We start from the raw sequence: 21,874 nt of genomic DNA, 5'->3' as shown, positions 1-21,874 counted from the left end.
AGGTTCACCAGAAGGGCGAACAATTCGCCCCGCTACTTGAGACCAGGGAGAGAAGGCCCATGCTGAATACCGCGACCAAGTCCGAGGCACCGGGCACCGAGCAGGAACTGACGGATGGCTTCCATCTCGTCATCGACGCGCTCAAGCTGAACGGCATCAACACTATCTATAATGTGCCGGGCATCCCGATCACGGATTTGGGCCGCATGGCGCAAGCCGAAGGCATTCGCGTGATTTCCTTCCGCCACGAGCAGAACGCCGGTTACGCCGCAGGCATCGCCGGCTATCTCACCAAGAAGCCCGGCGTCTGCCTCACGGTCTCCGCGCCCGGCTTCCTCAACGGTCTGACTGCGCTCGCGCACGCCACCACCAACTGCTACCCGATGATCCTGGTCTCGGGCTCCTCCGAGCGCGAGATCGTCGACCTGCAGCAGGGCGACTACGAGGAAATGGACCAGCTCGCGATCGCCAAGCCGTTGTGCAAGGCGGCCTATCGCGTGCTGCACGCCCAGGACATCGGCATCGGTTTCGCCCGCGCGATCCGCGCTGCGGTCTCGGGCCGTCCGGGCGGCGTCTATCTCGACCTCCCCGCAAAACTGTTCGGCCAGGTCATGAGCGCCGATGCCGGCCAGAAGTCGCTGGTCAAGGTGATCGACGCGGCGCCCGCGCAGATCCCCTCGCCCGCTTCGGTCAAGCGTGCGCTCGACGTGCTCAAGAGCGCCAAGCGTCCGCTCATCATCCTCGGCAAGGGTGCGGCCTACGCGCAGGCCGACGAAGAGATCAAGAATTTCGTCGAGAAGAGCGGCGTGCCGTTCCTCCCCATGAGCATGGCCAAGGGCCTGCTCCCAGACACCCATCCGCAGTGCGCCGGCGCGGCCCGCTCGACGGTGCTGAAGGAATCCGACGTCGTCATGCTGATCGGCGCGCGGCTGAACTGGCTGCTCTCGCACGGCAAGGGCAAGAGCTGGGGCGAATCCCCGAAGAAGTTCATCCAGGTCGACATCGAGCCGCGTGAGATGGACTCCAATGTCGAGATCGTCGCGCCCGTGGTCGGCGACATCGGCTCGGTCGTCTCCGCCTTCAACCAGGCGATGGGAACTGGCTGGACCGCACCGCCCGCCGATTGGACCAAGGCGATCTCGTCCAAGCGCGAAGAGAACGTCGCCAAGATGGCGCCGAAGCTCATGAACAACAAATCGCCGATGGACTATCACGGCGCGCTCGGCGTGCTGAAGAACGTCATCAAGGAGCACCCCGAGGCGATCCTCGTCAACGAGGGCGCCAACACGCTCGATCTCGCCCGCGGCGTCATCGACATGTACCGGCCGCGCAAGCGTCTCGACGTCGGCACCTGGGGCGTGATGGGCATCGGCATGGGCCAGGCGATCGCGGCCGCGCTCGAGACCGGCCATCCCGTGCTGGCCGTGGAAGGCGACTCGGCCTTCGGCTTCTCCGGCATGGAGGTCGAGACCATCTGCCGCTACAACCTGCCGATCTGCGTCGTCATCTTCAACAATGACGGCATCTATCGCGGCACCGACGTCAACGGCGCCAATTCCGATCCGGCGACCACAGTGTTCGTCAAGGGCGCGCGCTACGACAAGATGATGGAAGCCTTTGGCGGCGTCGGCGTCAACGCGACCTCGCCCGACGAGCTGAAGCGCGCCGTCAACGAGGCCATGAAGTCCGGCAAGCCGACGCTCATCAACGCGGTGATCGATCCGGCCGCCGGCTCGGAAAGCGGCCGCATCGGCAACCTCAATCCGCAGAGCGTTCTGCAGAAGAAGAAGTAAGTCCACCCCTCAACCCTTTATTCCCTGCCGGGTGCAGGGGCAGACACAGAGTACGGAGCAACAAGATGACCAAAGCGCTCACGGGCGTTCGCATTCTCGATTTCACTCACGTCCAGTCCGGGCCGACCTGCACGCAGCTCCTGGCGTGGTTCGGCGCCGACGTGATCAAAGTGGAACGTCCGGGCGTGGGTGACATCACCCGCGGCCAGCTGCAGGACATCCCGAACGTGGACAGCCTGTATTTCACCATGCTCAACCACAACAAGCGCTCGATCACGCTCGACACCAAGAACCCCAAGGGCAAGGAAGTCCTCACCGAGTTGATCAAGAAGTGCGACGTGCTGGTCGAGAATTTCGGCCCCGGCGTGCTCGACCGCATGGGCTTTCCCTGGGAGAAGATCCAGGCGATCAACCCGAAGATGATCGTCGCCTCGATCAAGGGTTTTGGCCCCGGACCGTACGAAGACTGCAAGGTCTATGAGAACGTCGCGCAGTGCACCGGTGGCGCCGCCTCGACCACGGGCTTCCGCGACGGCCTGCCGCTCGTCACCGGCGCGCAGATCGGCGATTCCGGCACCGGCCTGCACCTGGCGCTGGGCATCGTCACCGCGCTCTATCAGCGCACGCATTCGGGCAAGGGCCAGCGCGTCACCGCCGCGATGCAGGACGGCGTGCTCAACCTCGCCCGCGTCAAGCTGCGCGACCAGCAGCGCCTTGCCCACGGCCCGCTCAAGGAATACAGCCAGTTCGGCGAAGGCATTCCGTTCGGCGATGCCGTGCCGCGCGCCGGCAACGACTCGGGCGGTGGCCAGCCCGGCCGCATCCTGAAGTGCAAGGGCTGGGAGACCGATCCCAACGCCTACATCTACTTCATCACCCAGGCTCCGGTCTGGGAGAAGATCTGCGACGTGATCGGCGAGCCCACCTGGAAGACCGATCCGAACTACGCGAAGCCTGCGGCCCGCCTGCCGCGCCTCAACGAGATCTTCGCCCGCATCGAGCAGTGGACGATGACCAAGACCAAGTTCGAGGCGATGGAAATCCTCAACAAGGACGACATCCCCTGCGGCCCGATCCTGTCGATGAAGGAAATCGCCGAAGACCAGTCGCTGCGCGCGACCGGGACCGTGGTCGAGGTCGATCACCCCACCCGCGGCAAGTACATCTCGGTCGGCAACCCGATCAAGCTGTCGGATTCACCGAGCGAGGTGGAGCGCTCCCCGCTGCTCGGCGAGCACACCGACGAGATCCTGCGCTCGGTGCTCGGCTTCAGCGACCACCAGGTCGCCGAGATCCACAAGTCCGGCGCGCTCGACCCGCCGCAGAAGCAGGCCGCGGAGTAAGCGGACACAACAGCGAATGACGAAGGCCGCCGGATTCGGCGGCCTTTTTGTTCGATCCCGATTTCGAGCTTAGTGCTCTCCGAGCTGATCGCGAAAATACTTCACCACCGCTGCATTGAACTCGCGGTGAAAGCCCACCCGGTCGAACCCGGCCGGCGTGTCGGTACAGATGCGGGGGACGGCTGCCGCGAGCTCGGCCGAACACGGCGCGAGGAACGCAAAATGGCCGGCCGGCACGACATGAATCTCCGGCTTGCCCGGCAATCCCTGCGCGACGCGCTCCGTGCCCGAGCCGTCGCCGACACCGGGGCCACCGAACTGCGAGCGCCAGAACTGGAACGGCACCTTGACGACGGCGAGATTCTCCCGCGTCAGGGTGCCTGGCGCGGGATCAACGATGACAGCGGTGCGGATGCGCGCATCCTGGATCGGCTCGGGCGGCGTCTCGCCATTGTGAAGCTGCGCGCAAGCGCCGCTCGTCTCCTTGCAGAAGCTGGCGATCCTCGCGAAATCCGGCTTGGTCCCCATCAGCACGAAGCCGGTCGCACCGCCACTCGAGAAACCAAAGAACCCAACCTGGGCGGGATCGATCACCGCCCGGTCCTTCCAGTTCTTCAGCATGAAATCGAGCAAACGAACGATATCCGCCGGACGCGAGCCCCAGAGGGACAGCGTATCGCGCCGCGAGGAATCGTTTGCGGTGTCACCGGGATGGTTGATGGCCGCAACGACGAAGCCCGCATCAGCCAGCGCCTCCGCGGTGTCGTGATGCTGGCCGAACCAGCCGCCCCGACCGTGCGAAAAGATGATGAGCGGGAGTTTCGCGCCGGTGACAGGACAATCCCTCGCCCCCTTCAGGTCGAAATCGGCGCCGACCGCAAGGCTGCCCAACGCCACATGCGCCGGCTCGGCCGCGCACGGATACCAGATCGCGCCCGACAGCGCCGGGCCGGATTCAAGGAGCTGAATGCCCGCAGCCTCCGCGGTCGACGTGAAACAGCAGAAGATGACGGCAAAAGCCCAAAGCATCCTGCGCAACGGAAGTCCCCTGGTTTCGCGCTAGAGTTGAACGAAGAAGGACAGCGGAATTGTGGCTTCGGTTTTGAAGCGGATGCAGATTGCCGGCGGCCGGTCACCCGCCAAAAAACTCGAGACCTCGTGTCGGATCGGCGGTGTCCCGTTCGTCCTCGTGACATGAAGGGGCCATAGACGCCAATCTCGGGCCCATCAATCAATGAGGATGCCAACCATGCCCAGCACGATCCGCCTGCACCGCGTTCTCGCCACCAGCCCGCAGAAGGTCTATCGCGCCTTCCTGGAAGCGGACGCGTTGGCGAAATGGCTGCCGCCGAACGGCTTCACCTGCACCGTGCATCATTTCGAGCCCAAGGTGGGCGGCACGTTCAAGATGTCGTTCCGGAACTTCACGACGGGCAACAGCCACTCGTTCGGCGGCGAATATCTCGAGCTCGTGCCCGGCGAGCGCCTGCGCTACACGGACAAGTTCGACGATCCCAACCTGCCCGGCGAAATCCAGGTCACCGTGATCCTGAAGAAAGTTTCGGTCGGCACCGAGATCGACATCACGCAGGCCGGCATTCCCGACGTCATCCCGCCGGAGGCCTGCTATCTCGGCTGGCAGGAATCGCTGCGCAATCTGGCGAAGCTCGTCGAGCCCGAGATCAATCAGTAGCGGCGACATCAGTATGGTAGGGTGGGCAAGGCGCACTGGCGCCGCGCCCGCCATTCGTCTTTGGTCGCGTACAGGACGTGGGCACGCTTCGCATTGCCCACCCTACGGCGCTGCGCCCGCAATGGCGGAGAATGGGAGCGAGCGCTATGCGCCCGCCTTCTTCCCGATCCCGCCATCGGCGGTCCAGCGATCCGGCTCGGGACTGTGCCCGATCAGCGCGAGCCCGTAGGCGATCGACTCGAACTGGTCGCCCGACATCAGCCGTTCGTTGCCGAAGCGTTCGGCGAACAATTTTCGCACCGCCGGCACGAACGAGGTGCCGCCGGTCAGGAACACCTTCTCGGCCTCGCGCGCGGTGATGCCGGCTTCGCCCAGCACCTTGTCGACGGTGGCGCCGAGGCGAGCGATGTCGTCGGCGATCCAGGATTCGAAATTCTTTCGCGTGACGGTCGATCCGATATCGACGCCGCCGCCTCTGAAACGGAAATCCACCTCGTCCTGCACTGAGAGCGCAACCTTGGCGTCGGACACTGCGCGGTACAGCGCAAAGCCGAGGTCGAGATCGACGATGGTGATGAAATCCTCGAGCAGTTCAGGCTTCAGCGCGGTGCGCGCAAGCTCCCGGAGCTCGCGCAGATCGCCATTGCTCTTCATCATCGCCAGCTGGTGCCAGCGGGCCAGGTTGGTGTAATGACCGCTGGGGATCGGCAGCACCTTGTCGAAGGAGCGGAAGCTGGAGCCCTTGCCCAGGCGCGGCGAGACCACGTGATCGACGATGCGGTAGTCGAACGTGTCGCCGGCAATCCCGATGCCGGCATGGCCGAGCGGCTCGGCGCGAAGGGCACCGCCTTTGCGCGAAAAGCGCATCACGGAGAAATCGCTGGTGCCGCCGCCGAAATCCGCAACCAGCACGGTGGCATCGCGCTCGAGCTTTCGGGCGAAGGAGAACGCGGCGCCTACCGGCTCGTAAACATAGCGCGCGTGGCCGGCGCCGAGGCGCTCGAAGGCGGCACGGTAGCGCTGCATTGCCAGCGCCTCGTCCGGATTGCCGCCGGCAAAGCGCACGGGCCGGCCAACCGTGATGTTGGACGCCTCGAAGCCGAACTTCTCACCGCCATGGCGCGCCAGCGTGCGCAGGAATGCCGCCAGGATGTCCTCGAACTTGAAGCGCTGCCGGAACACTTGCGTGGTCTGGAAGCTGCTGCTGGCGGCAAAAGTCTTGAACGACTGGAGGAACCGGTAGACGTGGCGGCCTTCGAGGAACGTCTCGATCGCCCACGGGCCGCCCTCGGCCTGGGCCCCGGCGCCCGGCCGGTCCTCCCAGAAGCACAGCGCCGAGACATAGGTGCTGTGGCGCTGGCCGCCATGGTCGAACCGGATGGCCTCGACCCGGCGGTCGTCCGCCGCGAGCGCGACGACCGTATTGCTGGTCCCAAAATCGATGCCGATCGAGACGGCGGGCGAGGCGCTCGACATGAACCACTCTGACGGTTGATTGGATAAGGGGGCGGACCACTAGCCGCTTTGACTTGTCCTGCCAAGCCCGTCCGCTGCAGTGCGGCCGGAGCCTGGCGCCCACCGCGACGAGATTCCAGGATTCCGCCCAGGCTTTCGCGCCTTTCGGCAATGATAGGGCCCGCTCAACGGCTCAAGATGGGCAATTTTATGCTCGAACCGGCCGCATTAACCTGGCATTATGCTGCAATGCGGCGCATTACATGCTGCCATGCAAACAAACGCATGGACAGTGGCATCTGGTATACATAGATTGTTCCCAGACATGAGACGCAAGACTGCCGTCTCGAGAAAGGGAATCCAATGTCCAAGACCGCTTCCGTTGCTTTCGCCCCCTCCGCCTCGCTGTTCGCCCGTCTGATGGCCGCGATCGACAGCTTCCTGATGGCGAGCGCCGAGATCTCGAACCACAACGGCGACCTGCCGCGCTTCGGCCTGTAAGCCGTTACTTCCCGCGCTGCCATGCAGCGCGACGGTTTCAGAACGATCCACATGCTACTTTTGATGAATGGCCCCGCACGACGGGGCCATTTCTACTTGTGCTGTTCCGAGTCACAGTTGCCGCTGAACAAGGCTGCGACATTTGCGCACGGTGGCCGGACCAGCGCTTGAAGCTTGGCATAATGCATACAAGAATGCCTCTCCAGCGCTCGCAGAAAAATTAGAGGCGCCACGGGAGGCTTTATGACGGACATGGTGCAGGCAACCGCCCCTACTACCGCGCGCGTTAGCGACACGTATCGCTGGGCGCAACTGGCGATCGGTGTAGGCGCGATGGTGATGATCGCCAACTATCAATACGGCTGGACGTTCTTCGTCCCCGACATCCAGAAGAAGTTCGGCTGGGATCGCGCGTCGATCCAATGGGCCTTTACCCTCTTCGTGCTGTTCGAGACCTGGCTGGTGCCGATCGAAGGATGGTTCGTCGATAAATACGGTCCGCGAATCGTCGTGCTGGTCGGCGGCGTGCTCTGCGCCATCGGCTGGGCGATCAACGCACAGGCCACCACGCTCAACGGCTATTACCTCGGCATGATCGTCGCGGGCATCGGGGCCGGCGGCGTCTACGGCACCTGCGTCGGCAACGCGCTGAAGTGGTTTCCGGACAAGCGCGGCCTCGCCGCGGGCATCACAGCGGCAGGTTTCGGTGCAGGCTCTGCGCTGACGGTCGCGCCGATCCAGGCCATGATCAAGGACAGTGGCTTCCAGACCACCTTCCTCTATTTCGGCCTCGGCCAAGGCATCATCATCTGCATCCTCGCCTTCTTCCTGCTGTCGCCGAAGGCGGGCCAGGTGCCGAACGTGGTGGCGAACGCCAATCTGCTGCAGACCCGCCGCAACTACCAGCCGACCGAAGTTCTGCGTCAGCCGATCTTCTGGCTGATGTACTTCATGTTCGTGATCGTCGGCGCCGGCGGCCTGATGGTGACGGCCAACCTGAAGCCGATCGCGGCCGACTGGAAGGTCGACAACGTGCCGGTCACGCTGATGGCGGTGACGATGACGGCAGTGACCTTCGCGGCCACGATCGACCGCGTGCTCAACGGCCTGACGCGTCCGTTCTTCGGCTGGATCTCCGACATGATCGGCCGCGAGAACACGATGTTCATCGCCTTCGGCATGGAAGGCTTCGGCATCTGGATGCTCTACCTCTGGGGTCACGATCCGATCTGGTTCGTGCTGCTCTCGGGCTTCGTGTTCTTCGCCTGGGGTGAGATCTACTCGCTGTTCCCCTCGACCTGCACCGACACATTCGGCGCCAAGTTCGCGACCACCAACGCCGGCCTGCTCTACACCGCCAAGGGCACTGCCGCGCTGCTGGTACCGATCGCAAACTACATGCAGCAATCGTCGGGCACCTGGGACAGCGTGTTCATCATCGCAGCCGGCGCCAACATCCTGGCCTCGCTGCTGGCGATCGCGGTGCTCAAGCCCTGGCGCAAGGTCGTCGTCGCAAAATCGACGGTCGCCTGACGCCCCACCACAGCTTCATCGAGCAGACGCCCGGCCTTGCGGCCGGGCGTTTTCGTTTGGGGAAAGCTTGCGGCGCCCGCTCCCCGCTGGAACCGAATATTTGTGACAATCCGCCGCAGTTAGCACTTGCTTTCTGGAATATGGTATACCAAGCTCTCCCCCGCGCTTGCGACGATAAGCCACAACATTTGCGACACTGGGTCATCTTGCAATCCACAGTCGCAATCAATCAGGCGCGTTGGGAGGTTCTTGATGATTTCCAGCACGGATGGCGCCGTCACGGCCGCGCCTCTTCGCACCGGTTTCCGTTGGTTCCAGCTCGCCATGGGCATCGTCTGCATGGCGATGATCGCCAATCTGCAATATGGCTGGACGCTGTTCGTCGATCCGATCGATGCCGCCCATCATTGGGGACGCGCCGCGATCCAGCTTGCTTTCACCATCTTCGTCGTCACCGAGACCTGGCTGGTGCCGGTCGAGGCATGGTTCGTCGACAAATACGGCCCGCGCATCGTCATCATGTTCGGCGGCGTGATGATCGCGCTGTCCTGGATCCTCAACTCCTATGCCGACTCGCTCACGCTGCTCTACGCGGCTGCGGTCATCGGCGGCATGGGCGCTGGCGCGGTGTACGGCACCTGCGTCGGCAACGCGCTGAAATGGTTTCCCGATCGCCGCGGCCTTGCCGCCGGCGCGACCGCCGCGGGCTTCGGTGCGGGCGCTGCGCTCACCGTGGTGCCGATCGCAGCCATGATCGCATCCAGCGGCTATCAGCACGCCTTCCTCACCTTCGGCATCGGCCAAGGCGTGATCGTGTTCGTGCTCGCCTTCTTCATCCAGCCGCCGCGGCTCTCGATCCCGCCGAAGAAGAAGCAGCTCAATTTGCCGCAGACCAAGATCGACTTCACCCCGCCGCAAGTGCTGCGGACGCCTATTTTCTGGGTGATGTATCTCGTCTTCGTCATGGTCGCCTCGGGCGGGTTGATGACCGCGGCGCAGATCGCCCCGATCGCGCACGACTTCAAGATCGCGAGCACGCCAGTCACGCTCGCGGGCTTCCAGATGGCGGCACTGACCTTCGCGATCTCGCTCGACCGCATCTTCGACGGTTTCGGCCGCCCGTTCTTCGGCTTCGTCTCCGATACGATCGGCCGCGAGCACACCATGTTCATCGCGTTCGGCACCGCCGCCTTGATGCTGCTGACGCTATCGGCCTACGGTCATATCCCGCTCGTCTTCGTGCTGGCGACCGCGGTTTACTTCGGCGTGTTCGGCGAGATTTACTCGCTGTTCCCCGCGACCTGCGGCGACACCTTCGGCTCGAAATTCGCAACCACCAATAACGGCATGCTCTACACCGCGAAGGGCACCGCCTCCCTGCTCGTTCCGCTCGCAAGCGTGATCTCGGCGGCCTATGGCTGGAAGGCCGTGTTCGTGGTCGCAGTGGCCTTGAATGCGACGGCAGCGCTGATGGCGCTGTTCGTGATCAAGCCGCTGCGCCGCTCCTTCATCCTCGGCAAGGAAGCCGAGAGCACCGAGACCGCGACCGGCAGTGCCAAGACAAGTGCAAAGACCGAGACGGCGTAGCCGCCGCATATTCGCAACAACGAGAAGGGGCGCAGCGATGCGCCCCTTCTCTTTTTGTCCCGACGGCAAACGTCAGTATCGCTGTCGCAAGATTTTTCGGATCGGCCAAATCCAGCGCTTGACGATTGGCATTATGTATACCACACTTCTCCCAACATTCACCCAGGGAGGTTGCAATGCTGGTCGGAGACATTCTGCGCAAGAAGACGCCGCGCGTTGTCACGGTGCGAATGAACGAAACGGTGGGTATCGCCGCCAAGCTGATGCGCGCCAACAACATCAGCGCACTGGTGGTCAAGGACGTGGTCCGCTCCGAGGGTAACACCGCGGTCGGCATGTTCACCGAGCGCGACGTGGTGCGCGCCGTCGCCGAGCACGGCGCGAACGCCGTCAACGTCAAGGTCTCGCAGCTCGTCTCGGTGCAGCAGCTGGTGTCCTGCACCTCGAGCGACACGATCGATGACGTCCGCCACCTGATGAACCGGCACCACATCCGCCACCTGCCGGTGATCGACGATTACAGCCTCGTCTCCGTCATCAGCATGCGCGACATCGCAGCTGCCATCGACGAGGCCCTCAACGGCACGCCGCAAGCGGCCGCCTAAACGATACGACCCTTCCCCTGCGACTACCGGCCCCGGCTCGGATCCTTCCGAGCCGGACCGGATCTTTCGTCCCAAAAATCGGACTTCGGCTCCCTCCGCGAGGATTTCATGAAGATCTGTATCTACGGCGCCGGCGCGATCGGCGGATATCTCGGGGTTCAGCTCGCACGCGCAGGCGCCGATGTCAGCCTCATCGCACGCGGCGCACACCTCGCCGCCATGCGCGAGCACGGCCTGACGCTGCTCGCGGGCGAAGAGAAGTACACCGTGCATCCGCGCTGCACCGACGACCCCAATGAGCTCGGCGTGCAGGACTACATCATCATCACGCTGAAGGCGCATTCGATCACGGGCGTGATCGAGAAGATGCAGCCGCTGCTCGGGCCGCACACCCGCATCGTCACCGCCGTCAACGGCATTCCCTATTGGTACTTCCACAAGCACGGCGGCCGATACGAGAACTCGACGCTGGAGAGCATCGATCCCGGCGGGCGGCAGTGGCGCGAGCTGGGCGCCGAGCGCGCCATCGGCTGCATCGTCTATCCCGCCACCGAGATCGAGGCGCCCGGCGTGATCCGTCACGTCTACGGCAACAATTTCCCGCTCGGCGAGCCCTCCGGCGAGATCACACCAGACGTGCAGCGCCTTGCCGATCTGTTCGTCGCCGCCGGGCTGAAGGCCCCGGTGCTCGATCGCATCCGCGACGAGATCTGGCTGAAGCTCTGGGGCAATGTCTGCTTCAACCCGATCAGCGCGCTCACGCACGCAACGCTCGACGTGATCTGCACCGATCCGTCCACGCGTGCGCTGTCGCGCGCGATCATGGTGGAGACGCAGGCGATCGCCGAGACGTTCGGGGTCAAGTTCCGCGTCGACGTCGAGCGCCGCATCGAGGGCGCCCGCAAGGTCGGCGCCCACAAGACCTCGATGCTCCAGGATCTCGAGCGCGGCCGCCCGATGGAGATCGACCCGCTCGTCACCGTCGTGCAGGAGATGGGCCGCCTCACCGGCATCCCGACGCCCGCACTCGACTCGGTGCTGGCGATGGTGACCCAGCGCGCCCGCATCGCCGGGCTCTATGACGGCGTCTCGACGCCGGCAGATCCCCGCGCACTGGCGGTGGCATGATGGCTGGCGAGATCAAGAAGTGGCTGCGCTTCCGGAATAATGGCACGACCGGTTTCGGCACCCTGACCTCATCGGGCATCAGCGTGCATGAGGGCGAGATGTTCGGCCGCAACGCCGCCACGGCCAGGACGCTGGCGCTGTCGGAGGTCGAGCTGCTCGCGCCCTGCGCGCCCAGCAAGATCGTCGCGCTCTGGAATAATTTCCACGCGCTCGCCGCCAAGCTGAACCAGCCAGAGCCGCCGGAGCCGCTCTATCTCCTCAAGGCAACCACGAGCATCACGACGCCGGGCGCCGTGATCCGCCGTCCCTCTTATTACGACGGCAAGACCACCTACGAGGGCGAGCTCGGCATCGTCATCGGCAAGACCTGCGCGCGCGTCTCGCCGGCAGAAGCCGACAGCTTCATCTTCGGCTATACCTGCGTCAACGACATCACCGCCAACGACATCCTGACCAGCGACCCTACCTTCCCGCAATGGGCCCGCGCCAAGGGCATCGACGATTACGGCCCGTTCGGCCCCGTGATCGCAACCGGCCTCGATCCGGCGAAGCTCACGGTCCGTACCATCCTCAATGGCGCGGAGCGGCAGAACTACCCGATCTCCGACATGATCTTCTCGGCGCAGGATCTGGTCAGCAAAATCTCCCATGACATGACCCTGCTCCCCGGCGACCTCGTCGCCGTCGGCACCTCGGTCGGCGTCGGCGTGATGAAGGAAGAGATGAACATTGTGACCGTCGCGATCGACGGCATCGGCGAGCTCACCAACGAGTTTCGGCTGTAGCTGCGATGCCGTAGCCCGGATGGAGTAGCCCGGATGGAGCGAAGCGTAATCCGGCAGTCCATCGTCATGCACAGGTCCCGGATTGCGCTTCGCTCCATCCGGGCTACAGGCTATCGCCATCGTCGCCGCAGCGCGGCAAAATTGATCCTGCGCAAATCGCGCCGTCCCGGCCGCCACTATCCTTTCCGGCAAGAGATCGATGTCTCATGCCAGGGAGGACGCCATGACAAATGCCAATAATGCACTTTTGTGGACGGCTCTGTACTTTGCGCTCGCATTCGGCGCGATCTTCGTCGTCTGGTTCGCCGACAAGATACGCGCGAGCTTCCTCGGCAAATGAGCGCTCCGCGTCGCGTCGGCGGCTGAGGCGAGTGACGAAGTCTGCGTGGAATGGAGCGTAGTCCGGCTCCGCGCGCGATGCTCCCGCATGCGCCCATACGGGCTACAGAAATGCTCGCTCCGTCATTCCGGGGCGGAGCCCCCACGGCTGCGGGAAAACCCGGCACCCGCCGTGCCGTCTTTCCCTCAATCAGCAGTGGATCGCGCGTCCTGAGGCATCATGCACCTCCGACAGCCCCTTGCGCGGTGTTCGGCTCTCCAATAGCAATCATGGCGAAAATGTGTGCCGGCGTGAGGAATTCACGATGTGGCTGTTTTTCCTGATTGCCTGGTTGGTGCTGCTGGCCGTCATCGCGTTTCTCGCCCAGCAGACGTTTGGTTACGACTTTGCCTATCTGCCCGCCTGGTTCGCGGGGCTTCCCATGCCGCAACGCATCACTGTCGGCGCGATCCTGGCGGGGACGCTGACCCTGATCGGCGCGTCTGCCTGGCGGCTGTCACGCCAGGACCGCAGGCTGAAGACGCTACGTGACCGTCTCAAGAAGACCCGCGAGGACGTCGTCGTCGCCCACGCCCTGCAGAACCATCTCGACGCCACCGTCCAGCATTTGATCGAGAACGATCCCCGGGAAGCGGTCTCCGCCCTCCACGACAAGCTCGGCGAGACCGAGCAGCGCGCGCTGCTGCAGCAGGGCCGCAACGAATCCACCGACATGCACGACCAGCTCGCCGAGATCCGCCGCCGCCAGCAGGCACTGCGCGAGATGGTCGGCAAGGTCGCCGATCAGCGCCGCGCGGTCGAGCCCGTCTTCACCAAGATCCGTGACCGCCAGAACCAGCTCGAACGCTCGCTGCACGACCTCGAGACCGACGACCGCAAGAACAACCTCGCCGACCGGCAGCGGGATATCGCGCGCGACGTGTCGGCGCTTCTGGGGCGGGTGAACGCGGTCCAGGACACATTCGCGACCCTCAACCGGCACAAGGAGGATCTGGCGAAATCCCACGCCGAGCTGGCGCCGCTGCGGTCCTCGGATGCCGGCATCAACGCCTTGATCGGCGAGCTCAGCCTCAGCCACGACCGTCTCGCCAAGACCATCGACGAGCTCGAGACCGGCGGCGAGACGCCGCTCGCGACGCGCGTCGAAACACTCTCGAAGAACAAGATCGAGATCGAGCAGCGCCTCGCCCGCATCGACGACAGCTTCGACATCCTGAAAAGCATCCGGCTCGATTTCGAGGAGCTCGGCCAGCGCCAGGCCCAGCTCGAACGCGCGCTCGCCGACGTCGAAACCGATTCCGACGGCAAGACCCTCGCAGACCGCCAGAACGCGCTGAACGAATTCGTCCTCCAGTCACGCCAGCGTCTGGCTGCCTTGCAGGAGACACTGGCGACGCTGAACGCCTTCAAGACGGAGCTGTCGAAGTCGCAGGCCGACCTCGTCCCGCTCAAGGCGCCGGTGTTCGGCATCGAGGCCATGATCGCGGAGGTCGGCGCCACCCGCGATCTCCTCGCCAAGACCGTCAGCGAGATCGAGGCCAACGGCGATGTGACGCTGGCCTCGCGCGTCGAGACCCTGACCCGGAGCAAGCGCGAGGTCGAAGACCGCCTCGCCCGCATCTTCGACAATTTCAACGCGCTCGACGCCCTGCGCAAGGACATCGGCGGCATCTTCGCGACGATCAGGAATGGCCTCAATCGGATCGGGTGAGGCGCTTCACGCCGTCCCGAAACATCCAGACACATCACATCTTTGCGCGTCAGACATATGCCGCTGACATGCCCCGCGCGCGCCGCAACTTGGTCGCATTCGGACGCCCTTTTGTGAGGCGTGTCTGGGGGCACGGCATGGCCGTGTTTGTGCCAAACCTTCGAGGGGTATCACTGTGAAGAAGATTGTAATTGCTCTGGGTGCCACGCTTGCTCTGGTGACGGCCGCGAACGCTGCGGATCTGCCGCGCCGCCAGCCCGTGCCGGTCTATTCCGAGCAGGCGCCGATCGGCAAGATGCCGATTGGCAAGAGCCCGGTTGGAAAGGCCCCGATCGGCAAGGCACCGGGCCCGGTTGCGGCGCGCTACTGACGCTTTAGCGCGCAAGACCAGCGTTAGCGGCCGACAGTCGAGGGGCACAGCGTGACGAACAAACCTGATCGATCGGGATCCTGCATTCTTGCCGGGCTCGCTCTCGCGGCGATGATCGCCTGCCTGATGCCCTCGGCTTCGGCCCACGAAGCCAACAAGCGCGCTGCAGATGCCAATGCGCTTGCCACGACCGACTCCACGTCACGGCCGGCGCCGCCATCGACGCGGCGCTCGCTCGCGCGCGCGGAGAAAGGTCCCTATTACGTCGACTTCCGCGCCCGCACGGCCGCGAGCTGGGGCCATGCCTTCGTCTGGTACGGCAAGACCAGCGAGAAGGCCGTCGAGGTCGCAGGGCTGACGCCCGCCGGCGACACGCTCGCTTACGTGCTCGGCCACATCACCTTCGTGCCGTCGGAAACCGGCGCGAGCTATGGCGACCTCGATCCGGAATATCTGACCGCCAGCTACCGCGTCTATCTGAACGAGGCCGACGCCAAGCGCGTGTTCGCCTATATCAAGAAATTGCAGACGAACTCGCCGGTCTGGAACGCCGAGACCGCCAACTGCACCGGCTTCATCGGCGACATCGCCGAGTTCATGGGCCTCGAGGTCCCCAACCGCTGGCAGCGCCCGGAAAACTTCGTCAACCGCCTCAAGGAAATGAACGGTGGCCGCCAGATGGTGCGGCTGTCGGCGGAGTAGCTTTCCCCTCCTTGCGAGGAGCGTAGCGACGAATCAATCCAGAAAGCAGCCTCAGCGTCGCCTTGGCGGACGCTCCTGCAAAGGCGGCACACCCCAATTATCCGCCTCGCGGAATCTCCTCGTCCCCCGCATGCCGCCCCGCCTCCACCGCACGCTCGGCTGATAGACTTTTCCCACCCCCGGCGGCATCCTTGCGGCATCAACCGACAACAGAGCCTGCGGGCCATCGCTGGGGGAAACTTATCATGCTGCAGACACGGTTCACTGAACTCGTCGGGGTCGAGCACCCGATCGTCCAGGGCGGCATGCAGTGGGTCGGGCGTGCCGAGCTGGTCGCCGCCGTTGCCAATGCCGGCGCGCTCGGCTTCATCACGGCGCTGACCCAACCGACGCCGGAGGATCTCAGGAAGGAGATCGCGCGCTGCCGCGACCTCACCGACAAGCCGTTCGGCGTCAACCTCACCATCCTGCCGGCGATCAAGCCGCCGCCCTATGCCGAATACCGCGCCGCCATCATCGAGAGCGGCATCAAGGTGGTCGAGACTGCCGGCAACAAGCCGCAGGAGCATGTCGACGAGTTCAGGAAGCACGGCGTCAAGGTCGTGCACAAATGCACCAGCGTGCGTCACGCGCTCTCAGCCGAACGCATGGGCGTCGATGCCATCTCGATCGACGGTTTCGAATGCGCCGGCCATCCCGGCGAGGACGACACGCCCGGCCTGATCCTGATCCCGGCCGCCGCCAACAAGATCAAGATCCCGATGATCGCCTCCGGCGGCTTTGCCGATGCCCGCGGCCTCGTCGCCGCGCTGGCGCTGGGCGCCGACGGCATCAACATGGGCACGCGTTTCATGGCCACCAAGGAAAGCCCGATCCACCAGCTCATCAAGGAGAAGATCGTCGCCAATGACGAGCGCGAGACCGAGCTGATCTTCCGCACCATGCGCAACACCTCGCGCGTCGCCAAGAACGAGATCTCGACCAGGGTGGTCGCGATGGAGAAGGAAGGCGCAAAATTCGAGGACATCCGCGAGCTCGTCGCCGGTGCCCGCGGCAAGATGGTCTATGCGACGGGCAATTCCGATGAAGGCATCTGGTCGGCCGGCCAGGTTCAGGGCCTGATCCAGGACATCCCGAGCTGCGCCGAGCTGATCTCCCGCATCGTGCGCGAGGCGGAGGCGATCATTCGCAGCCGGCTCGAAGGCATGATCGTTCAGCCGCAACGCGAAGCAGCGGAATAATCACTTCAGGAGGCGAGAGGATTTCATGAAAGCCTATGTCTACGGCCCTGAAGGCGCTCGGATTTCCGACGTCGCTCAACCCAAGCCGAAAGGCACGCAGGTTCTCGTCAAGGTCCGCGCCTGCGGCCTCAACCGCGCCGACACCGGCATGCGCAAGGGCCACGCCCATGGCGCGGCCGGCGGCGTCGGCACCGTGCTCGGGATGGAATGGGCGGGCGAGGTCGCCGAGCTCGGGCCGGATGCGAAGGGCGTCAAGATCGGCGACCGCGTCATGGGCTCGGGCGGCGCGGCCTTCGCCGAATACACGCTGGCCGATCACGGCCGGCTGTTCCACGCGCCCTCGAACATGAATTTCGAGGAGGCGGCCACCCTGCCCGTCGCGCTCGCGACCATGCACAACGCCGTGGTCACTGTCGGTGGGGTCAAGCCAGGCCAGAGCGTGCTGATCCAGGGCGCCAGCTCCGGCGTCGGCCTGATGGCGATGCAGATCGCCAGGCTCAAGGGCGCAAAGCTCGTGATCGGCTCCTCCACCGATGCCACCCGGCGCGGCCGGCTGAAGGACTATGGCGCCGACCTCGCGGTCGACTCATCCGATCCCAAATGGGTCGACGAAGTGCTGAAGGCGACGAACGGCGAAGGCGTCGATCTCATCATCGACCAGGTCTCGGGCAAGGTCGCCAACCAGAACCTCGCCGCGACCAGGGTGAAGGGCCGCATCGTCAATGTCGGCCGGCTCGGCGGCACCCATGCCGATTTCAACTTCGACCTGCATGCAGCGCGCCGCATCGACTATGTCGGCGTCACCTTCCGCACCCGCACCATCGAGGAGGTCCGCGAGATCTTCGCGGAGGTCCGCAAGGACATCTGGGGCGCGGTGGAGTCGCGAAAGCTGCAGCTGCCGATCGACAAGGTATTTTCCTTCGACGACATCGACCGGGCGTTCGAGCACATGGAGGCGAACAGGCATCTGGGGAAGATCGTGGTGACGGTGTGAGGAAAGTCATTCCGGGGCGGTCCGCGGGACCGAACCCGGAATGACATCGCCCCGCTCCTGCAACTCACTCGCGACTACTCCTGTGGATCGCCGCTTGATGTTCGGCCCCGGGCTGCTAAATCCCCCGCCATGACCTCCCAGCACGACAAGACCTCGGTCGCGGCGATCTCGATCTTTGCCAGCGGCGCCATGGCGGCGGCCAAGTTCGTGGTCGGAATCGCGATCGGCTCGCTCGCGCTGATCTCCGAGGCCCTGCATTCCTCGATCGACCTGGTCGCGACCATCATCACCTGGGCGGTGGTGCGGGTGTCCGACAAGCCGGCGGACGATGAGCACCATTACGGCCATGGCAAGCTGGAGAGCATCTCCGCGCTCGGCGTCACCGCCCTGCTCTACGTGCTCGCCGGCGGCATCCTGGTCGAGGCGTATAGCCGGCTCCGCGAGGGGGCGCCGCCGCCAACCATTTCGGCCGTGCCGTTCGTCGTGCTGGTGATCGACATCATCGTCAATCTCTGGCGCGCCCGAGCCCTGCACCGCGCCGCGCGCGCGACGCGGAGCCAGGCGCTCGCGGCCGACGCGCTGCACTTTGCTTCCGACGTGATGGGCTCGTTCGCCGTGATCGCGGGCCTGATCCTCGCCGCCCTCGGCTTCTGGTGGGGCGATGCCGCGGCGGCGGCGGCGGTCGCCGTGATGATCGCGGCTCTCGGCCTGCGCATGGCCGGCTCGACCGTGCAGACGCTGGTCGACCGCGCTCCCGAGGGTGCGCAGGAAAAGGCCACGGCCGCGATCTGCGGCGTGCCCGGGGTGATCGCCGTCGAGCGCCTGCGCGTACGCATGGTCGGGGCGACGACCTTCATCGACACCATCGCCAAGGTGCCGCGGACCTATCCGATCGACCGTGTCGAGGACATCAAGCGCAACGCGCAGGCCGCCGTCACCAAGACCTTCGGTGATGCCGACCTCACTTTCGCTGCGGTGCCCGTGGCGCGCGACAACGAGACCGTGCGCGACCGCATCATGGTCATCGCGCGCAATTCGGGGCTCGCCATCCACCACGTCACGGTGCACGATCTCGGCGGCAAGCTGATCGTCAGCATCGACCTCGAGGTCGATGGCGGCATGCAGCTCGACGCCGCCCACGACATCGCCAACACGCTGGAGCGCAACATCCAGGTGGAGTTCGGCGAGGACGTCGAGGTCGACGTCCATATCGAGCCGCTGGAACCGGAACTTCCGTTCGGCATCGATGCCGCGCCGGAGCGGGTGCGGACGATCGCCACCGCGCTGGCGGACTATGCCGCCGGCGGCGAGATCCACGACATCCACAATGTCCGTGTCCGCAACACCGATGCCGGCGAGATCGTCAACTTCCACTGCCGCGCGACACCCTCGATGAGCGTGATCAAGGTGCACGAGCAGGTCGATGCGATCGAGCGCGCGTTGCGGCGCGCGTTCCCGAGCGTCAAGCGCGTCATCAGTCACGCCGAACCGCCGCGCGCGTGACAAGGCGCACGACACGAAGAATGCGCGAGGAGTCACACGTTCCCGTTTCGGACTCCTCCCGCCCGTGAGTTTGCGGACGCGCGATGCACAAATCTCGCGTTGGATAAGAATAATTTCGCGTTAACGATTCGTTGACTCTCGACAGCCCGCGAAAACTGGATTCAAATCGCTGTGATTCGGAAGCGATGTGGGGCTGCTTCCGGACTTCAGTTGCAAGCTGGTTTTCAGGGGGCCGAAGGCATGTCGCGTGCAGACGCCGCGAACGCGTGCGTCCAATCCGATTCGATCAAAGGATTGGCGCAATCGATCGCGAAACCTGCCTATCATCGGCTCTTGATCGCGGAGCCGGCGCTTCGTCGCGCCGTGCCGACGCTGATCATCGCTTTCCTGATCACGATCTGTCTCGGCGCGTTCGTTCAGGTCGTCGACCAGACGCGTCAGAAGCGGCTGGTGATCCGCCACGACATCTCGGCGCTCGCCGATCTGCTGGCCGAGCGCATCGACCGCCTCACCTCCGTGCGGCAGGAGCGGCTGAAGAACATCGAGAGCCTGCCGACGCTGCTGCCGGACCTGATCCCGTCCTGGGGCACGGCCTCGGGCCGCCACGTCATCGTCACGTCGGCCGGCATCGACCGACGCGTCCTCGCCCGCGTTCCGGTCGACAGCGCCCCCTCGGGCAACGACCGTCTGCTCGATGCCATCACGACGGCACAATTGCTCGCGGCGCCGACACGCGACGGCAATATCTCCGACATGACGCTGCCGAACGGCAACGCCGCGATGGCGACCTCTCGGCAGATCAAGTCGATGCCCGGTTTCGTCACCGTGATCCAGGAGCGCAACGAGCCGATCTGGGGCTCGGACGCCGCGCTCTCGGTGACGCTGTCGGCGACGACCGGATTCGTCGTCCTGATCCTCGGCTTCGCCTTCCACTGGCAGTCCACCCGCGCCCGCGAGGGCGACCTCATCAACGACGCCGTGCGCGGACGCATTGACACCGCGCTCAACCGCGGCCGCTGCGGGCTGTGGGACTGGGACCTGTCGCGCGGCCGGATCTTCTGGTCGCAGTCGATGTTCTCGATGCTCGGCCTCGACGGCCGCAACGAGCTGCTCACCTTCGGCGAGGTCAATGCGCTGGTGAAGTCCGACGACATCGACCTGTTCGCGATCGCCGACCAGCTCATCTCCGAGAAGATCGACCACATCGACCAGACCTTTCGCATGCAGCACGTCGACGGCCACTGGATCTGGCTGCGCGTCCGCTGCGAGAAGACCCGCGGCGCCACCGATTCCAGCGTGCACCTGATCGGGATCGCCGTCGACATCACCGAGCAGAAGAGCCTCGCCGAGAAGACGGTGGAAGCCGACCTTCGCCTGCGCGACGCCATCGAGACGATCCCGGAAGCCTTCGTGCTTTGGGACGCGAGCGACCGCCTCGTGCTCTGCAATTCGCACTTCCAGCGCCTGCACAAGCTGCCCGAGACCGCCGTCATTCCCGGCACCTCCTACGAGACCGTGCTGGAGGTCGGCCGCATGCCGGAGGTGCGCACCCGCCACAACGAGACCGCCGCCCAAGGGCCCGGCGCGCGCACCTTCGAGGCGCAGCTCGACGACGGCAGCTGGCTGCACATCAGCGAGCGCCGCACCAAGGACGGCGGCTACGTCTCGGTCGGCACCGACATCACCCGCATCAAGGAACACGAGCAGAAGCTGGTCGACAACGACCTGCGCCTGCGCGCCACCGTCATCGACCTGAAGCGTTCGCAGGCCGCGCTGGAGCGCCAGGCGGTCGAGCTCGCCGACCTCGCCGAGAAATACCAGCGCGAAAAGACCCGCGCCGAGGAAGCCAACCAGACCAAGTCGAAATTCCTCGCCAATATGAGCCACGAGCTGCGCACGCCGCTCAACGCCATCATCGGCTTCTCCGAGATCATGGGCTCGGGCATGTTCGGCGAGCTCGGCAGCGAGAAGTACCAGGAATATTGCCAGGACATCCTGACCAGCGGCCACTATCTGCTCGAGGTCATCAACGACATCCTCGACATGTCGAAGATCGAGGCCGGCCGCATGAAGCTCGACATGGAACAGCTCGACCTGTCGCGGACGCTGGCGGAATCCCTGCGGGTGGTTACCGGCCGGGCCCAGGACAAGCACATCACCCTCGACGCCGACATCGCCAAATCCATCGCCGTCGTCGCCGACCGCCGCGCCACCAAGCAGATCATCGTCAACCTGCTCTCCAATGCGGTGAAGTTCACGCCCGACGGCGGGCGCGTCGTGGTGCGCAGCCGGCAGCTCGACGACCGGATCGTGCTGATGATCGCCGACACCGGCATCGGCATCGCGCCACATTCGCTGGCACGGCTCGGCCGCCCGTTCGAGCAGGTGGAGAGCCAGCTCACCAAGACCTATCACGGCTCGGGCCTCGGCCTTGCGATCGCCCGCTCGCTGGCCCAGCTCCACGGCGGCTCGATGCGGCTGCGCTCCAAGCTCGAGGTCGGCACCGTCGTGCGCGTGACCCTGCCGCGCGACGCGATCAAGGCGGCGTCCGGGATATCGGCCGCGGCCTGAGGCCCTACAGCTGCAACGA

General features: G+C 64.8%; 18 protein-coding genes. 16 read left to right on the top strand and 2 right to left on the bottom strand.

Translation table 11 applies throughout. The annotated features are described in order from the left end of the window. Positions 1-59 precede the first annotated feature (59 nt). Both oxc and frc read left to right on the top strand, forming a co-directional pair. Positions 60-1,793, top strand: a complete 1,734-nt coding sequence (gene oxc / locus ML401_RS12185) for an oxalyl-CoA decarboxylase (RefSeq protein WP_194407223.1) — start codon at positions 60-62, stop codon at positions 1,791-1,793. 65 nt (positions 1,794-1,858) lie between these two features. Next, positions 1,859-3,136: a formyl-CoA transferase gene (gene frc, locus ML401_RS12180; RefSeq protein ID WP_063195930.1), complete on the top strand. Its 1,278-nt coding sequence runs from the start codon at positions 1,859-1,861 to the stop codon at positions 3,134-3,136. A gap of 69 nt (positions 3,137-3,205) precedes the next feature. On the opposite strand, the gene ML401_RS12175 is transcribed toward frc, so the two are convergent. After that, positions 3,206-4,165 carry an alpha/beta fold hydrolase gene (locus ML401_RS12175; protein ID WP_259214831.1) on the bottom strand — a complete coding sequence of 320 codons (960 nt, stop codon included), beginning with the start codon at positions 4,163-4,165 and terminating at the stop codon, positions 3,206-3,208. A gap of 220 nt (positions 4,166-4,385) precedes the next feature. On the opposite strand from ML401_RS12175, the gene ML401_RS12170 reads away from it, so the two are divergent. Further along, positions 4,386-4,829: an SRPBCC family protein gene (locus ML401_RS12170; RefSeq protein ID WP_259205429.1), complete on the top strand. Its 444-nt coding sequence runs from the start codon at positions 4,386-4,388 to the stop codon at positions 4,827-4,829. A 144-nt stretch (positions 4,830-4,973) separates the two neighbouring features. Here the strand turns inward: ML401_RS12170 and ML401_RS12165 are convergent, their stop codons facing one another. Continuing rightward, positions 4,974-6,305, bottom strand: coding sequence for an Hsp70 family protein (locus ML401_RS12165; protein ID WP_285812064.1), 1,332 nt, complete (start codon positions 6,303-6,305; stop codon positions 4,974-4,976). A 342-nt stretch (positions 6,306-6,647) separates the two neighbouring features. Between ML401_RS12165 and ML401_RS12160 the strand changes: the two genes are divergently transcribed. The 13 genes from ML401_RS12160 to ML401_RS12100 all read left to right on the top strand — a co-directional run bounded on the left by ML401_RS12160 (position 6,648) and on the right by ML401_RS12100 (position 21,855). Continuing rightward, complete coding sequence (locus tag ML401_RS12160) at positions 6,648-6,785, top strand: hypothetical protein (protein ID WP_211417588.1); 138 nt, start codon at positions 6,648-6,650, stop codon at positions 6,783-6,785. A 243-nt stretch (positions 6,786-7,028) separates the two neighbouring features. Then, positions 7,029-8,318 (top strand): oxalate/formate MFS antiporter, encoded by a 1,290-nt coding sequence (oxlT, locus tag ML401_RS12155; RefSeq protein ID WP_211417589.1) that lies wholly within the window; start codon positions 7,029-7,031, stop codon positions 8,316-8,318. A gap of 252 nt (positions 8,319-8,570) precedes the next feature. Beyond that, a complete protein-coding gene (gene oxlT / locus ML401_RS12150; protein WP_194407219.1) occupies positions 8,571-9,905 on the top strand; it encodes an oxalate/formate MFS antiporter in 1,335 nt (444 codons plus the stop codon). A gap of 176 nt (positions 9,906-10,081) precedes the next feature. After that, a complete protein-coding gene (locus ML401_RS12145) occupies positions 10,082-10,510 on the top strand; it encodes a CBS domain-containing protein (protein WP_211417590.1) in 429 nt (142 codons plus the stop codon). Between the two features lie 108 nt (positions 10,511-10,618). Continuing rightward, entirely contained in the window at positions 10,619-11,638 is a 1,020-nt protein-coding gene (locus tag ML401_RS12140) for a 2-dehydropantoate 2-reductase (RefSeq protein WP_285812063.1), read from the top strand. Then, on the top strand, positions 11,635-12,423 hold the full coding sequence (locus ML401_RS12135) for a fumarylacetoacetate hydrolase family protein (protein ID WP_285812062.1): 789 nt from the start codon (positions 11,635-11,637) through the stop codon (positions 12,421-12,423). The genes ML401_RS12140 and ML401_RS12135 overlap by 4 nt, the downstream gene beginning before the upstream one ends. A gap of 644 nt (positions 12,424-13,067) precedes the next feature. Continuing rightward, a complete protein-coding gene (locus ML401_RS12130; protein ID WP_285812061.1) occupies positions 13,068-14,474 on the top strand; it encodes a hypothetical protein in 1,407 nt (468 codons plus the stop codon). A gap of 169 nt (positions 14,475-14,643) precedes the next feature. Beyond that, positions 14,644-14,844: a hypothetical protein gene (locus tag ML401_RS12125; RefSeq protein WP_049820038.1), complete on the top strand. Its 201-nt coding sequence runs from the start codon at positions 14,644-14,646 to the stop codon at positions 14,842-14,844. A 51-nt stretch (positions 14,845-14,895) separates the two neighbouring features. Next, on the top strand, positions 14,896-15,546 hold the full coding sequence (locus ML401_RS12120) for a hypothetical protein (RefSeq protein ID WP_259205424.1): 651 nt from the start codon (positions 14,896-14,898) through the stop codon (positions 15,544-15,546). Positions 15,547-15,791: 245 nt separating this feature from the next. Further along, on the top strand, positions 15,792-16,787 hold the full coding sequence (locus ML401_RS12115) for a nitronate monooxygenase family protein (protein ID WP_194407213.1): 996 nt from the start codon (positions 15,792-15,794) through the stop codon (positions 16,785-16,787). Positions 16,788-16,812: 25 nt separating this feature from the next. Further along, positions 16,813-17,781: a zinc-binding dehydrogenase gene (locus ML401_RS12110; protein ID WP_285812060.1), complete on the top strand. Its 969-nt coding sequence runs from the start codon at positions 16,813-16,815 to the stop codon at positions 17,779-17,781. A 129-nt stretch (positions 17,782-17,910) separates the two neighbouring features. After that, on the top strand, positions 17,911-19,284 hold the full coding sequence (locus ML401_RS12105) for a cation-efflux pump (RefSeq protein ID WP_285812059.1): 1,374 nt from the start codon (positions 17,911-17,913) through the stop codon (positions 19,282-19,284). 240 nt (positions 19,285-19,524) lie between these two features. Continuing rightward, entirely contained in the window at positions 19,525-21,855 is a 2,331-nt protein-coding gene (locus ML401_RS12100) for a PAS domain-containing sensor histidine kinase (RefSeq protein ID WP_285812058.1), read from the top strand. Positions 21,856-21,874: the final 19 nt, after the last annotated feature.

Origin of the sequence: Bradyrhizobium sp. 62B, from assembly GCF_030272265.2 — a bacterium.
Classification (GTDB): domain Bacteria; phylum Pseudomonadota; class Alphaproteobacteria; order Rhizobiales; family Xanthobacteraceae; genus Bradyrhizobium.
Note: the sequence above shows the minus strand (reverse complement) of the source record. Positions and strands in the feature narration are given on the sequence as shown.

What these genes read in the sequence shown, in the direction of transcription:
- oxc (WP_194407223.1), top strand. Translation starts at nt 60, where the DNA reads ATGCTGAATACCGCGACCAAGTCCGAGGCACCGGGCACCGAGCAGGAA.
- frc (WP_063195930.1), top strand. Translation starts at nt 1,859, where the DNA reads ATGACCAAAGCGCTCACGGGCGTTCGCATTCTCGATTTCACTCACGTC.
- ML401_RS12175 (WP_259214831.1), bottom strand. Translation starts at nt 4,165, where the DNA reads ATGCTTTGGGCTTTTGCCGTCATCTTCTGCTGTTTCACGTCGACCGCG.
- ML401_RS12170 (WP_259205429.1), top strand. Translation starts at nt 4,386, where the DNA reads ATGCCCAGCACGATCCGCCTGCACCGCGTTCTCGCCACCAGCCCGCAG.
- ML401_RS12165 (WP_285812064.1), bottom strand. Translation starts at nt 6,305, where the DNA reads ATGTCGAGCGCCTCGCCCGCCGTCTCGATCGGCATCGATTTTGGGACC.
- ML401_RS12160 (WP_211417588.1), top strand. Translation starts at nt 6,648, where the DNA reads ATGTCCAAGACCGCTTCCGTTGCTTTCGCCCCCTCCGCCTCGCTGTTC.
- oxlT (WP_211417589.1), top strand. Translation starts at nt 7,029, where the DNA reads ATGACGGACATGGTGCAGGCAACCGCCCCTACTACCGCGCGCGTTAGC.
- oxlT (WP_194407219.1), top strand. Translation starts at nt 8,571, where the DNA reads ATGATTTCCAGCACGGATGGCGCCGTCACGGCCGCGCCTCTTCGCACC.
- ML401_RS12145 (WP_211417590.1), top strand. Translation starts at nt 10,082, where the DNA reads ATGCTGGTCGGAGACATTCTGCGCAAGAAGACGCCGCGCGTTGTCACG.
- ML401_RS12140 (WP_285812063.1), top strand. Translation starts at nt 10,619, where the DNA reads ATGAAGATCTGTATCTACGGCGCCGGCGCGATCGGCGGATATCTCGGG.
- ML401_RS12135 (WP_285812062.1), top strand. Translation starts at nt 11,635, where the DNA reads ATGATGGCTGGCGAGATCAAGAAGTGGCTGCGCTTCCGGAATAATGGC.
- ML401_RS12130 (WP_285812061.1), top strand. Translation starts at nt 13,068, where the DNA reads ATGTGGCTGTTTTTCCTGATTGCCTGGTTGGTGCTGCTGGCCGTCATC.
- ML401_RS12115 (WP_194407213.1), top strand. Translation starts at nt 15,792, where the DNA reads ATGCTGCAGACACGGTTCACTGAACTCGTCGGGGTCGAGCACCCGATC.
- ML401_RS12110 (WP_285812060.1), top strand. Translation starts at nt 16,813, where the DNA reads ATGAAAGCCTATGTCTACGGCCCTGAAGGCGCTCGGATTTCCGACGTC.
- ML401_RS12105 (WP_285812059.1), top strand. Translation starts at nt 17,911, where the DNA reads ATGACCTCCCAGCACGACAAGACCTCGGTCGCGGCGATCTCGATCTTT.
- ML401_RS12100 (WP_285812058.1), top strand. Translation starts at nt 19,525, where the DNA reads ATGTCGCGTGCAGACGCCGCGAACGCGTGCGTCCAATCCGATTCGATC.